This is a genomic window from Paraburkholderia nodosa (genome assembly GCF_001718195.1).
GTDB classification, from domain to species: domain Bacteria; phylum Pseudomonadota; class Gammaproteobacteria; order Burkholderiales; family Burkholderiaceae; genus Paraburkholderia; species Paraburkholderia nodosa_A.
In genome coordinates, this window is the sequence record NZ_MCNV01000009.1 from 119,351 (window position 1) to 132,358 (window position 13,008).

The following is a 13,008-nucleotide window of genomic DNA, read 5'->3' on the forward strand; positions in this document are numbered from 1 at the left end:
CACGCTCACCACCAGCGCCAGAAGTGATGCACGGGTCCGACGCCATGACCGACGTCGAGCCGCTCACTGGCCTCGAGCGCCGCCGTCAGATACTGCTTGGCTTCGCCAATGGCCGTTGCGAGCGTCCCGCGCTGCGGCCACAGTGCGGCAATCGCAGACGAGAGCGTGCAGCCCGTGCCGTGCGTATTCGTGACCGGCACGCGCGGGCCGCCCAGGCGCAGCGTGCCGCCGGCTTCGATGAGCCAATCGGGGCTGTCCGCGCTGCCCAGATGCCCGCCTTTCATGAGCACCGCCTGCGCCCCGAGCGCGCGCAGCGCTTCGCCTTGCTCGACCATCGCGGCTTCGTCTGCGGCGGGCGGCACGCCGAGCAGCGCCGCGGCCTCCGGCAGATTCGGCGTGACGACGCCCGCTAGCGGCAGCAGCTCCTCGCGCAGCGCAGCGACCGCTTCGGGCGCGAGCAGGGCGTGATTGCTCTTCGAGATCATCACGGTGTCGAGCACGACGCGCGGCGGCTGATGGCGGCGCAGCGCGTCGGCGACGGCGCGCACGATCTGCGCGTTGGCGAGCATGCCGATCTTCACGGCGTCGATGCGGATGTCGTCGAACACGGCGTCGAGCTGCGCGGTGACGAAGCCCGCGTCGGGCGCGTGGATCGCGGTGACGCCGCGTGTGTTCTGCGCGGTGAGCGCCGTGATGACGCTCGCGCCGTACGCGCCGAGCGCGGAGAACGCCTTGAGGTCGGCCTGAATGCCCGCGCCGCCGCCCGAGTCGGAGCCGGCGATCGTGAGAACGTTGAAAATCGGTGAAGTCATGGCAGCGTCAGGTGCGCGTCGCGCGCGGCCGGGTCGACAAGACGTGCCGCGCGTGCGCAGGGAAGGATCGATTCAGCAGACGTGGCGGCACGGACAGTGTGCCCACAGGCGCGCCCATCAATGCCTGTGATTTTCGCCGATCAGCGCGACCGAGTCGAACGAGCGTTGATTCGCCTGGTGGCGGCGCATCACGAGCCACATCATCAGACAGACGAACGTGCCGAACAGCACGATCACGATGGTCACCGGCACGTCGAGCCAGACGAGCACGGCGTAGAGGCACAGCATCACGAGCACCGAGAGGTTCTCGTTGAAGTTCTGCACGGCGATGGAGTGGCCGGCGGAGAGCAGCACATGGCCGCGGTGCTGGAGCAGCGCGTTCATCGGCACGACGAAGAAGCCCGAAAGGCCGCCTACGACCATGAGGAAGATGTACGCAAAAATCAGGTAGCCGGGAATGCGCATGTGGCCGATATGCAGGCCCCAATGCGGCGGAAAGAGATGGCGCGTGTAGAACGCCATGAGCATGACCGCAAGACCCATGATGATGCCGACCGGCAGCACCGAGAGCGACTTCTTGAGCGGCACGCGCGCGGCCGCGATCATGGCGCCGGCTGCCACGCCCACGGCCACCACGGCCTGCAGCACAGCGCCTTCGGAGAGCGACATGCCGAGTGAGACTTCGGCCCACTTGAGCACGATGAATTGCAACGTCGCGCCCGCGCCCCAGAAGAGCGTCGTGACCGCGAGCGAGATCTGCCCGAGCTTGTCGCGCCAGAGCGTGTTGAAGCAGTCGGCGAAGTCGCTGATGAGGCGGATGACACCGTGCTGCTGGCGCGGGTAGCGTGCGCCGGTGTCGGGAATGCGCAGATTGAAGAGGGCGGCGATTACGTAAATCACCATGATGACGACCATCGCGGCTTCGGCGGGCGTGCTGATCGCGGCGGGCGTATGGCGCAGCACATGCGACGCGATGTGGGGGCTGATCAACGCGCCGCCGAGCACGGTGCCGAGAATGATCGAGCCGACTGTCGTGCCCTCGATCCAGCCGTTGGCGGCGACGAGGCGCTCAGGCGGCAGCAGCTCGGTCAGGATGCCGTACTTGGCGGGAGAATAAGCCGCAGCCCCGAAACCCACAACGCCATAGGCGAACAAGGGATGGGTGCCTGCCAGCATCATGGCGCAGCCCACGACCTTGATCGTGTTCGTGATGAACATCACGCGGCCCTTAGGGCGGGAATCTGCGAAGGCGCCGACGAAGGCGGCAAGAACGACGTAGGAGAGGACGAAGAACAGCTTGAGCAGCGGCGTCATCCAGTTCGGGGCGTGGAGGTCTTTCAGCAGTGCAATTGCAGCGATGAGGAGCGCATTGTCGGCCAACGACGAAAAAAACTGCGCGGCCATGATGGTGTAAAAGCCTTTTTTCATCTGATGCGATGCTTTCCTCGCTGCGGTCCGTCCGCCCCGGACGGGTGGGAGGCATCCGGGCTTATTACGTTCGAAATGGGTTGTGCGCAGGGCTTTATATCACGAAAATAGGTGTATTCGGACTAGCACAATCCTTGAGCGCCCGTCAGGCGGGCCTGCGGGGCGCTGAAAACACCCTGTAAGCTCCTGATTCGAAAGCGTCTTTGCGAAAATATCTCCCATGCCGCGCCCCCTCTCAGCAACGATTCACACCGCCGCTCTCGCCAATAACCTCGCCGTCGTCCGCCAGTACGCGCCAAAGTCGAAAATCTGGGCCGTGGTGAAGGCCAACGCCTACGGGCACGGGCTTGCGCGCGCGTTCCCCGGCCTGCGCGCAACCGACGGTTTCGGCCTGCTCGACCTCGAGGAGGCCGTGAAGCTGCGCGAACTCGGCTGGGCGGGGCCGATCCTGCTGCTCGAAGGTTTCTTCCGGCCGACCGACATCGACGTGATCGACCGCTACAGCCTCACGACCGTCGTGCACAGCGACGAGCAGATGCGCATGCTCGAAATGGCGCGTCTGTCGAAGCCGGTCAACGTCCAGCTCAAAATGAACAGCGGTATGAACCGGCTCGGCTACACGCCGGAGAAGTACCGCGCCGCATGGGAGCGTGCGCGTGCCTGTGCAGGCATCGGCCAGATCACGCTGATGACGCACTTCGCCGACGCCGACACGCCGCGCGGCGTCGGCGAGCAAATGGAAACGTTCGAGCGCGGCGCGCAAGGCATTGCCGGCGCGCGCAGCCTCGCCAATTCGGCCGCCACGCTGTGGCATCCTTCGACGCACTTCGACTGGGTGCGCCCCGGCATCATTCTGTATGGCGCTTCGCCATCGGGTTTCGCCTCGGCGCTCGAAGGCACAGGCCTGCAGCCGGCCATGACGCTCGCGTCGGAACTCATCGCCACGCAGCATGTGGCTGAAGGACAGACCGTCGGCTACGGCTCGATCTTCACGGCGCGCAAGCCCATGCGCATCGGCGTGGTGGCGTGCGGTTACGCCGACGGCTATCCGCGCGTCGCGCCCGAAGGCACGCCCGTGATCGTCGACGGCGTGCTCACGCATGTGGTGGGCCGCGTCTCGATGGACATGCTTACCGTCGACCTTACGCCAGTGCACACCGCGGGCGTGGGCGCGCGCGTGGAGCTGTGGGGCAACAATCTGCCCATCGACGACGTCGCGAAAGCCTGCGGCACGATCGGCTACGAGCTGATGTGCGCCGTTGCGCCGCGTGTTCCCGTGCGGGCCGAATAACGCCATGGCAAAGAGCATGGCGAAGGTCAAGACACTGTATACATGTACCGAATGCGGCGGGCAGGCTCCCAAGTGGCAAGGCCAGTGCCCCGCGTGCGGCGCGTGGAACACGCTCGTGGAGGGCGTTGCGGAAACGGCGAGCAGCCACCGTTTCCAGTCGCTCGCGAAGAGCGCCCCGGTGCGGCGTCTCGCCGATATCGAGGCGTCCGACGTGCCGCGCTTTACGACCGGCGTGGGCGAATTCGACCGCGTGCTGGGCGGCGGCCTCGTCGCAGGCGGCGTGGTGCTGATCGGCGGCGATCCCGGGATCGGCAAATCGACGCTGCTCTTGCAGTCGCTCGCGCAAATCGCGGCTGAGCGGCGTGCGCTCTATGTGAGCGGTGAAGAATCGGCGGCGCAGATCGCGTTGCGCGCGCAACGACTGGCGCTGCTCGATCCCGGCTCCATGGCGAGCGAGCTGCAATTGCTCGCCGAGATCCAGCTCGAAAAGATCCAGGCGACGATCGAGGCCGAGAAGCCGGACGTCGCGGTCATCGACTCGATCCAGACGATCTACTCCGAAGCGCTGACTTCCGCGCCCGGTTCGGTCGCGCAGGTGCGCGAGTGCGCGGCGCAGCTCACGCGCATCGCGAAGCAGTCGGGCACGGCGATCATCATGGTCGGCCACGTGACGAAAGAGGGCAACCTGGCGGGTCCGCGGGTGCTCGAGCACATCGTCGACACCGTGCTGTATTTCGAAGGCGACACGCATTCGTCGTTCCGGCTCGTGCGCGCGTTCAAGAACCGCTTCGGCGCGGTCAACGAGCTGGGTGTGTTCGCGATGACGGAGAAGGGCCTGCGCGGCGTGGCGAATCCCTCGGCGCTCTTTCTCTCACAGCACGAGCAGAGCGTGCCGGGCTCCTGCGTGCTCGTGACCCAGGAAGGCTCGCGTCCGTTGCTCGTCGAAGTGCAGGCGCTCGTCGATACGGCGCACGTGCCGAATCCACGACGCCTCGCCGTCGGCCTCGAACAAAACCGGCTCGCCATGCTGCTGGCGGTGCTGCATCGCCATGCCGGCATCGCGTGCTTCGATCAGGACGTGTTCCTCAACGCCGTGGGCGGCGTGAAGATCACGGAGCCGGCCGCCGATCTCGCCGTGCTGCTCGCCATTCATTCTTCGATGCGTAACAAGGCGTTGCCCAAGGGTCTGATCGTTTTTGGCGAAGTCGGGCTCGCGGGCGAGATCCGACCCTCGCCGCGCGGGCAGGATCGTCTGAAGGAAGCCGCCAAGCTCGGGTTTTCATGCGCCCTGATTCCCCGCGCCAATGCGCCGAAACAGCCGATCGAAGGTTTACAGGTGATTGCGGTGGAGCGCCTCGAGGAAGCGATCGACCGGATACGCGAACTGGATTGAGCGGGCCGCGCACGTGCAGAAGGCCTGTACTGGCGCGTAATGATTAGTAACAACCCTGGTTCCGGCTGTAACCATTTCAGACTGCGATTTCCCTATCCTTGGCGCGGTGTTCAACCCGTGTCGAGCGGAAAGGATAGCGACTTGAAACAGACTGATACGTCCTTCGGCGGTCGTTCGATCGTCGTGCGCGGCTGCCGGGTGTCCGAGCCGCTCATGCAACCTTGGGGCAGCACGTGCCGCATCGTCGAGTGGATCGATGGCGACGGGCGCATTTCGCGCCGCGTGGTAGCAGAAGACGTGACGGCGGCCGAAGTGCGCAGCACCATTGCGCACCACGTGGAAGGCCGCAAGTACGTCATGTACGACGACGAGCGGTCGCCGCGGCAAACGCTGCCGCGACGCTAAACAAATATGGGCGCTGCGATGCGCCCATTTTTCATTATGCTCAGGGGCATGCGGGTTACGGCGAGGACTAGCCCCAAGGGCCGTAAGTGAAGGGCTTCTTGCCGCCAGGCGCGCCCGGCGTGTCGGTGCCTTGGCCTGGTTGGGCGGGTTGGACCGGTCGGGCAGGTTGGGCGGCATGCGTACCTTGCGGGTGAACACCTGGCTGAAAAGGCGCCGCCTGCATACCGGGCGTGGCCTGCTGCGTTTGCCTCGCGGCCATTTCGTCCATCATGGCTTGCAGCACGTCGGCGTTGAAGAGGGGATGGCGCGACGCCTCGCCTGGCGTGAGGACGGGCGATACACAGGTGTCGATCGCCTCCAGACGGTCGATCCAGGTCTGCAGCGACTCCGACTCGATGATGGCCGCCAACTCGCGCGTGAGCGCCGCGGCATCCGCGCCGCCGATCGCCTGACCGAGACTCCAGTGCCGCTCCGCCCAGTCGTCGCGGCCAAGGGCCTGGCACAGCGTCTGCCAGAACTTCAACTCGAGCGCGCCGACGGCGAGCCACCGCCCGTCTTGCGTGCGATAGAGGTTGTAGCAGGGCACGCCGCCGTTGAGCAGACCGCCGCCCGGCTGCAGCGCCGCGGCGTCGTCGTTGGCGAGCGCGACCTGGGCGACCACGTTGTGCGCGTAGCTCGCGTGCGCCATCGAAACATCGACGAAACGACCCTCGCCGCCGCGCGCCACCTGCCAGAGCGCCGCGAGAATCTGGGTGACCGCACTGAGTGCGCCGCCAAGCAGGTCGGCAATCTGGAAGTTGGGCAGCACCGGCACGCCGTCGCGCGCGGCCAACTGGTCGAGCACGCCCGAATAGGCGACATAGTTGATGTCGTGGCCAGGATGGCCGGCGAACGGGCCGGTTGTGCCGTAGCCCGTGATCGCGCAGTAGACGAGTTTCGGATTGACCTTGCGCAATGCCTCGTAGCCTACGCCGAGGCGGTCCATCACACCGGGCCGGAAGCTTTCGACGAGCACGTCGGCGTCGCGGGCAAGCGCAAACAACACCGAACGGCCGCTCTCGGTCTTCAGATCGACTCGCGTTTCGCGCTTGCCGCGGTTGACGAGGCGATAGAACGCGCCGGGGCGCGCGGCCACTTCGTCCACTGCGCTTTGCATCATCACGCGCGCCGCGTCGCCTGCACCGGGCGGCTCGATTTTCAGGACATCGGCGCCCATTTCCGCGAGCCGCAACGTGGCCACGGGCCCAGGCAAGAGGCGGGTCAGATCCAGTACGCGAAGGCCCTGCAATGCGGCGGGTGACGACACTCGTGGCTCCCTGGCGAAAATACCTGGCGAAAGCGCCTGGTGGCGCGATGGTGAAGCAGCGTTGCGCTAGCCGATCTGCTCGAGTTCCTCGTGCGCATCGAGCCATTCGGCTTCGAGCGTTTCGAGGCGCGAGGCGACTTCGGCCTGGCGGCGAATCGCGTCGGTCAGGCGGCTCTTCTGCTGAGGCTCGTAGCTCGCCGGGTCGGCGACGAAGGTGTCGAGCGTGCTCTTTTCGCTGTTGAGCGCATCCATTTCCTTTTCGATCTTGCCGATTTTCGCCTGTAACGGCTTCTTCAGGTGCGCAACCTTCTGGCGCTGCCCGGCTTCCTGGCGGCGCTGTTCCTTGCGATTGACGCCATCGGCGGCACCTGCGCCATTTGCCGCATCCGCCGTGCCGGAAGCGGCCTCCTTGAGCGCCGCGCGTTGCTCGGCCGCGTGTTGCAGCAGCCAGTCGCGGTAGTCGTCGAGGTCGCCGTCGAACGGCTGCAGACGGTGCTTCGCCACCAGCATGAATTGATCGGTCGTGGCGCGCAGCAAGTGCCGGTCGTGCGACACGAGGATCAGCGTGCCTTCGAACTGCGCGAGCGCCATGGTCAGCGCATGGCGCGTTTCGAGGTCGAGGTGGTTGGTCGGCTCGTCGAGCAGCAGCAGGTTGGGCTTTTGCCAGATGATGAGCGCGAGCGCGAGGCGCGCCTTCTCGCCGCCCGAGAACGGCGCGATGGGCGCCGTGGCCATTTCGCCGGGGAAGTTGAAGCCGCCGAGGAAGTCGCGCAGCTCCTGCTCACGCGTGTCGGGTGCGAGACGGGCGAGATGCTGGAGCGGCGAGTCGTCCGGGCGCAGCGTTTCGAGCTGGTGCTGCGCGAAATAGCCGATTTGCAGGCCCTTGCCCGTGCCCATCTCGCCGGAGAGCGCCGCGAGCGTGCCCGCGAGCGTCTTGATGAGCGTGGACTTGCCCTGGCCGTTCGCACCGAGCAGGCCGATACGCTGGCCGTTCTGGATCGAGAGCGTGACGCGCTCGACGATAGGCGTTTCGCTGCCATCTTCAGCCCGATAGCCGCAGCGCACGTCTTCCATCACGAGCATGGGGTTGGGCGCGGAGTCGGGCGTGCGGAATTCGAACGTGAACGGCGAACTGGCGTGCGCCGGCGCGATCAACTCCATCTTTTCCAGCGCCTTCACGCGGCTTTGCGCCTGGCGCGCCTTGGTGGCCTTGGCCTTGAAGCGGTCGATGAAGCTTTGCAGATGGGCGACGGTGCGCTGCTGCTTTTCATAGGCGCTTTGCTGGAGCGCCAGTTGTTGCGCGCGCAGGATCTCGAACTGCGAGTAATTGCCGCCGTAACGCTTGATCTGCTGGTTCTCCAGATGCAGCGTGACGTTGCAGATCGAGTCGAGGAATTCGCGGTCGTGCGAGATTACGACGAGCGTGCCGGGATAGCGGTGCAGCCAGTCTTCGAGCCAGACGATCGCGTCCAGATCCAGGTGGTTCGTGGGCTCGTCGAGCAGCAGCAGGTCGGAGCGGCACATGAGCGCCTGCGCGAGGTTCAGGCGCATGCGCCAGCCGCCCGAGAAGCTCGAGACGCTCTGGCGCGTTTGCTCGAGCGTGAAGCCGAGGCCGAGGAGCAGCGCTTCGGCTCGCGCGGGAGCCGTGTAGCCGTCGGCGTCGGCGAAGGCACCGTGCGCTTCGGCTTCCGCCGCGCCGTCGTGCGCCGCCGAGGCCGCGGCGATGCGGGCCTCGATTTCGCGCAGCGCGGCGTCGCCGTCCAGCGCGTAGTCGAGCGCGGTGCGCTCGACCGCCGGCGTTTCCTGCGCGACGTGCGCGATGCGCCAGGACGGCGGCAGCGAGAAGTCGCCGGCGTCGGCGTGCAGTTCGCCGCGCAGCACGGCGAACAGGGTCGATTTGCCCGCGCCGTTCGCGCCGATGAGACCGACCTTTTCGCCGGGGTTCAGCGTGAACGAGGTCTGTTCGAAAAGCGGCTTGGTGCCGCGGGCAAGACTGAATTGGTTGAAGCGGATCACGACGGCGCCGGCAGGAAGAAAACGAAAGAAAGCGCTATTTTAAACCGGGGCGCGCAGCCTGGGCGCGCTCAGGCCGGCATTGGCCGAACGGCTAGCCGCCTGGTCGAGTGCTAATTGCGCGTTTTCTCACGTAGACTGGCGCTTTTCCACGGGAGAGCCAGATGACATCGATCTATTCGTTTTCGGCGCAACCGCTCGGCGGCGGCGAGCCGGTGAGCCTCGAGCGCTATACGGGCAAGGTGCTCCTGATCGTCAATACCGCGAGCGAATGCGGATTCACGCCGCAGTACGCGGGCCTGCAAACGCTGTATGACCAGTACGCCGCGCGCGGGCTCGCGGTGCTCGGCTTTCCGTGCAACCAGTTCGGCAAGCAGGAACCCGGCGACGCCGCGCAGATCGGCAGTTTCTGCGAGAAGAACTACGGCGTCACGTTCCCTATGTTCGAAAAGATCGACGTGAAAGGGGCGAACGCGCATCCGCTGTATCGCTGGCTCACGGGCGAGGCGCCGGGGCTGCTCGGGCTCGGCGGCATCAAATGGAATTTCACGAAGTTTCTGGTCGACCGCAACGGCGATGTGGTGAAGCGCTATGCGCCGATGACGAAACCCGAGGCGATTGCGGCGGACATCGAGAAGCAGCTCTGAGCGCAGCCTGGCGGCGCAGGCGCGCTAGAGAATCGGCGCGAAGAGCCGCGCGAGATGCATCGTGATCTTGCGCCACGCGGGCGCGTCGCGGTATTCGCTGCGATCGATCTCGAACGCCTCGTCGAAATCGCGCAGCAGCATCGCTTCGACTTCGGCCGCGAAGCCGCGATGCACGGTCAGCACCATGATCTCGAAGTTCAGGCGAAACGACCGGTTATCCAGATTCGCGCTGCCGATCGCCGCAGCCACGTCGTCGATCAGCACGACCTTCTGGTGCAGAAAGCCCGGCTTGTAGCGAAAGATGCGGATGCCCGCGCGTACCGCATCGAAGGCGTACAGCATCGACGCCTCGAAGACCACGTAATGGTCGCGCCGGCTCGGGATCATGATGCGCACGTCCACGCCGCGCAGTGCGGCGAGGCGTAGAGCCGAAAACACGGCTTCGTCGGGCACGAGGTAGGGCGTCGTGATCCACAGGCGTTTTTTCGCGGCGTTGATCGCCTCGACGAAGAAGAGCGAGCAGGTCTCCTGGCGGTCGGCCGGCCCCGTGGGCAGGACGAGGCAGTACATGTCGTCGCCGTCCCGCGGCACGACCGTGGGCGGCTCGCAGCCGGGGAGCTGCTGGGTGGCCCAGTACCAGTCCTCGGTGAAGGCGAACTGCACGTTGGCGACCGCCGGTCCGCGCAGTTCGATATGCGTGTCGCGCCACGGAGAAAGGCGCGTGTTCGCGCCCAGGTATTCGATGCCCACGTTGTGGCCGCCCACGAATGCGTGCTGGCCGTCCACCACGACGATCTTGCGGTGGTTGCGGAAATTGAGCTGGAAGCGATTCACGAAGTGGCGCTTCGTCGAGAATGGGTGCACTTCCACGCCGCCGTCCTGCAACTCGTGCACGTAACTGGCGGGCAGGTCGAACGAGCCGATGCTGTCGTAGAGGAAGTACACGCGTACGCCGCGTTTCGTGCAGTCGAGCAGCACGTCCTTGAGCATGTCGCCGAGCGCGTCGGCGCGCACGATGAAGAACTGCACGATCACGTAGTGCCGGGCTTGCTCGATCGCATCGAAGATGGCGGAGAAGGTCGCTTCGCCATTCACGAGCGTGCGCACGGCGTTGCCCGGCACGAGCGGCATCCCGCCCAGGCGCGCGAACGTGCGGATCACGCGTACGCCCAGCTCGTCGGCAGGCCATTCGCCCGCGCGGACGAGATTGTCCCAGTCGGGCGCGTGAGCGCGTGAGCGCAAGGTTTCGTTGCGCAGCCGCCGCGCGTCCGCATAGCCCGCGAACTTGCTGCGGCCAAGAAAGAGATACGGGACGAGCGTGAGGTAGGGCATCGTCGCGAGAGAGACGGCCCAGGCAATCGCGCCTTGCGAGGTGCGCGTGTTGAGGATGGCGTGGCACGCTGCGATCAGTCCGAGCAAATGGATGATCGCGAGCAGCGTGCCGAGATGTGACCAGTCGAATCGCATAGATGCGTGGGACGCTCCTTCAGCCGGACGCAGGACCGGCCCGCGCCGGGAAGCGCACGGCCGGAGGGCTCAATCTTACCGAACCCGCTGCGATGACGGCGAGCGCCCCGGTCCTGCGCGCGGCGAGGCACGGCGCACAGGCGCCGCGGCTCTTTCGCACAGGACGATCAGACCGGCAGGTCGCAGGCCTGGATCAGGAAGACCTGGTCGTCGCCGGCGCTCGTCGAGAGCCAGACGAGATCGAGGCCGCCGAACGCCGCTTCCACGTTCTCGCGTTCGTTGCCAATTTCGATCACCAGCACACCGTCGTCGGTGAGCCAGTTGCGTGCGTCCTTGACGATGCGGCGCACGATGTCCATGCCGTCCGCGCCGCCCGCGAGCGCCAGTTCCGGCTCGTGGCGGTATTCGGGCGGCAGCGCCTGCATCGAGTCGGCGTTCACGTACGGCGGGTTGGTGATGACCACGTCGTAGCGGCGCTCGGGCAGCGGCGCGTACAGGTCGCCTTCGAAGAGGGCGATGCGCTCGTCGAGATCGTGTTCGTGCACGTTGCGCCGCGCCACTTCGAGGGCGGGTGCGGACAGATCGACCGCATCGATGTCGGCGTTCGGAAACGCGTGCGCCGCGAGAATCGCAAGGCTCGCCGAGCCGGTGCATAGCTCCAGCACCGCCGTGACTTGTTCGGGATCTTCCACGTAGGGCTGCAGGCCGTCTGCGAGCAGCTCGCCAATGAACGAGCGCGGCACGATGACGCGCTCATCCACGTAGAAGCGCAGGCCGTGCATCCACGCTTCCTGCGTGATGTAGGCCGCGGGGACGCGGTCGGTCGCGCGGCGCTCGATCACGCCGAGCACCTTGTCGATTTCCTCGCTCGTGAGGCGCGCGTCGAGAAACGGGTCGAGCAGGTCGAGCGGCAAATGCAGCGTGTGCAGGATCAGGTACGCGGCTTCGTCGTAGGCGTTGTTCGAGCCGTGGCCGAACGCGAGTTGCGCGGCCGAAAAGCGCGAGACACCGTAGCGCAGCAGGTCGCGAACGGTGGCAAAGGTAGCGGCGAGCGGATGGGTCATGTTCTGGACTCCAGAGCGTGTTCGGTGGGCCGGTCAGGCGATCAGCTGTTCGAGCACGCGGCGATAGACGTTCTTGAGCGGATCGATGAATTTCACTTCGATATGCTCATCGATCTTGTGGATGCTGGCGTTCGGCGGCCCGAACTCCACGACTTGCTCGCACATGCGGGCGATGAAGCGGCCATCGGATGTGCCACCTGTGGTCGAAAGCTCGGTCGTGACGCCGGTTTCGTCGTGGATCGCTTTTTCGAGCGCATTCGAGAGCGCGCCGCGCGGCGTGAGAAAGGGCAGGCCGCTCACGCTCCAGTGCAGGTCGTATTCGAGGCCGTGCTTGTCGAGGATCGCGTGGACGCGCTTTTGCAGGCCTTCCACCGTGCTCGCGGTCGAGAAGCGGAAGTTGAACATCACATCAGCGTGGCCCGGAATCACGTTGCTCGCGCCGGTGCCGCTGTGCATGTTCGACACCTGCCACGTGGTGGGCGGGAAGTACTCGTTGCCGTCGTCCCACTTTTCGGCGACGAGTTCGGCGAGCGCGGGCGCCAGCAGATGCACCGGGTTCTTCGCGAGATGCGGATAGGCGATATGCCCCTGCACACCCTTCACGACGAGCTTGCCCGACATCGAGCCGCGGCGGCCGTTCTTCACGCAGTCGCCGAGCGTATGCGTCGAAGTCGGCTCGCCCACGATGCAGTAATCCATTTTCTCGCCGCGCGCCTGCAGCGCCTCGACGACCTTCACGGTCCCGTCGGTGGCCGGGCCTTCTTCATCGCTCGTGATGAGGAACGCGATGGCGCCGCGATGCTGCGGATGCGTCGCCACGAACTCTTCGCTCGCCACCACGAAGGCCGCGAGCGAAGTCTTCATGTCGGCGGCGCCGCGGCCGTAGAGGATGCCGTCGCGATGCGAGGGCTGGAACGGCGGCGAACTCCATTGCTCGATGGGGCCGGTGGGCACGACGTCGGTGTGGCCCGCGAAGGCGAGCAGCGGGCCTTGCGCGCCCGCAGTGCCGCGCTTGACGGCCCACAGGTTGGTCACGCCGTTGGATTCGATCGTTTCGCACGCGAAGCCGAGCGCACCAAGGCGTTCGGTCATGATGCGCTGGCAGTGCTGGTCGTCGGGCGTGACGGACGCGCGCGCGATCAGGGCTTCGGTAAGGGCGAGGGTGGCGGACATAAAAAGACC

The 13,008-nt window shown here is 65.9% G+C and carries 11 protein-coding genes; 4 read left to right on the forward strand and 7 right to left on the reverse strand.

Translation table 11 applies throughout. The features are described from left to right. Nucleotides 1–5: 5 nt before the first annotated feature. Together thiD and lplT are read right to left on the reverse strand one after the other, a co-directional pair. Nucleotides 6–812: a bifunctional hydroxymethylpyrimidine kinase/phosphomethylpyrimidine kinase gene (gene thiD / locus BFD71_RS17665; RefSeq protein ID WP_069265600.1), complete on the reverse strand. Its 807-nt coding sequence runs from the start codon at nt 810–812 to the stop codon at nt 6–8. Nucleotides 813–929: 117 nt separating this feature from the next. After that, nucleotides 930–2,240, reverse strand: a complete 1,311-nt coding sequence (gene lplT / locus BFD71_RS17670; RefSeq protein WP_069265601.1) for a lysophospholipid transporter LplT — start codon at nt 2,238–2,240, stop codon at nt 930–932. Nucleotides 2,241–2,460: 220 nt separating this feature from the next. Here lplT and alr point away from each other — a divergent pair, with 220 nt between their 5' ends. The 3 genes from alr (at nt 2,461) to BFD71_RS17685 (ending at nt 5,329) form a co-directional block, all read left to right on the forward strand. Further along, the gene (alr, locus tag BFD71_RS17675; RefSeq protein ID WP_069265602.1) at nt 2,461–3,531 is read left to right on the forward strand and encodes an alanine racemase; all 1,071 of its coding nucleotides are present in this window, start codon (nt 2,461–2,463) and stop codon (nt 3,529–3,531) included. A 16-nt stretch (nt 3,532–3,547) separates the two neighbouring features. Next, nucleotides 3,548–4,924, forward strand: coding sequence for a DNA repair protein RadA (gene radA / locus BFD71_RS17680; RefSeq protein ID WP_069265603.1), 1,377 nt, complete (start codon nt 3,548–3,550; stop codon nt 4,922–4,924). 141 nt (nt 4,925–5,065) lie between these two features. Beyond that, the gene (locus BFD71_RS17685) at nt 5,066–5,329 is read left to right on the forward strand and encodes a DUF2866 domain-containing protein (protein WP_042265827.1); all 264 of its coding nucleotides are present in this window, start codon (nt 5,066–5,068) and stop codon (nt 5,327–5,329) included. 67 nt (nt 5,330–5,396) lie between these two features. Here the strand turns inward: BFD71_RS17685 and BFD71_RS17690 are convergent, their stop codons facing one another. Together BFD71_RS17690 and BFD71_RS17695 are read right to left on the reverse strand one after the other, a co-directional pair. After that, nucleotides 5,397–6,635: a CaiB/BaiF CoA transferase family protein gene (locus tag BFD71_RS17690; protein ID WP_083245315.1), complete on the reverse strand. Its 1,239-nt coding sequence runs from the start codon at nt 6,633–6,635 to the stop codon at nt 5,397–5,399. A gap of 66 nt (nt 6,636–6,701) precedes the next feature. Continuing rightward, on the reverse strand, nt 6,702–8,651 hold the full coding sequence (locus BFD71_RS17695) for an ATP-binding cassette domain-containing protein (protein ID WP_069265604.1): 1,950 nt from the start codon (nt 8,649–8,651) through the stop codon (nt 6,702–6,704). A 161-nt stretch (nt 8,652–8,812) separates the two neighbouring features. Here BFD71_RS17695 and BFD71_RS17700 point away from each other — a divergent pair, with 161 nt between their 5' ends. After that, on the forward strand, nt 8,813–9,295 hold the full coding sequence (locus BFD71_RS17700; protein ID WP_069265605.1) for a glutathione peroxidase: 483 nt from the start codon (nt 8,813–8,815) through the stop codon (nt 9,293–9,295). Between the two features lie 24 nt (nt 9,296–9,319). Here BFD71_RS17700 and cls read toward each other — a convergent pair whose 3' ends face one another. The 3 genes from cls to dapE all read right to left on the reverse strand — a co-directional run bounded on the left by cls (nt 9,320) and on the right by dapE (nt 12,999). Further along, nucleotides 9,320–10,762, reverse strand: coding sequence for a cardiolipin synthase (gene cls, locus BFD71_RS17705; protein WP_069265606.1), 1,443 nt, complete (start codon nt 10,760–10,762; stop codon nt 9,320–9,322). Between the two features lie 167 nt (nt 10,763–10,929). Continuing rightward, nucleotides 10,930–11,826: a 50S ribosomal protein L3 N(5)-glutamine methyltransferase gene (gene prmB, locus BFD71_RS17710; protein ID WP_069265607.1), complete on the reverse strand. Its 897-nt coding sequence runs from the start codon at nt 11,824–11,826 to the stop codon at nt 10,930–10,932. Nucleotides 11,827–11,859: 33 nt separating this feature from the next. Further along, nucleotides 11,860–12,999 carry a succinyl-diaminopimelate desuccinylase gene (gene dapE, locus BFD71_RS17715; protein ID WP_069265608.1) on the reverse strand — a complete coding sequence of 380 codons (1,140 nt, stop codon included), beginning with the start codon at nt 12,997–12,999 and terminating at the stop codon, nt 11,860–11,862. Between the last annotated feature and the right edge of the window lie 9 nt (nt 13,000–13,008).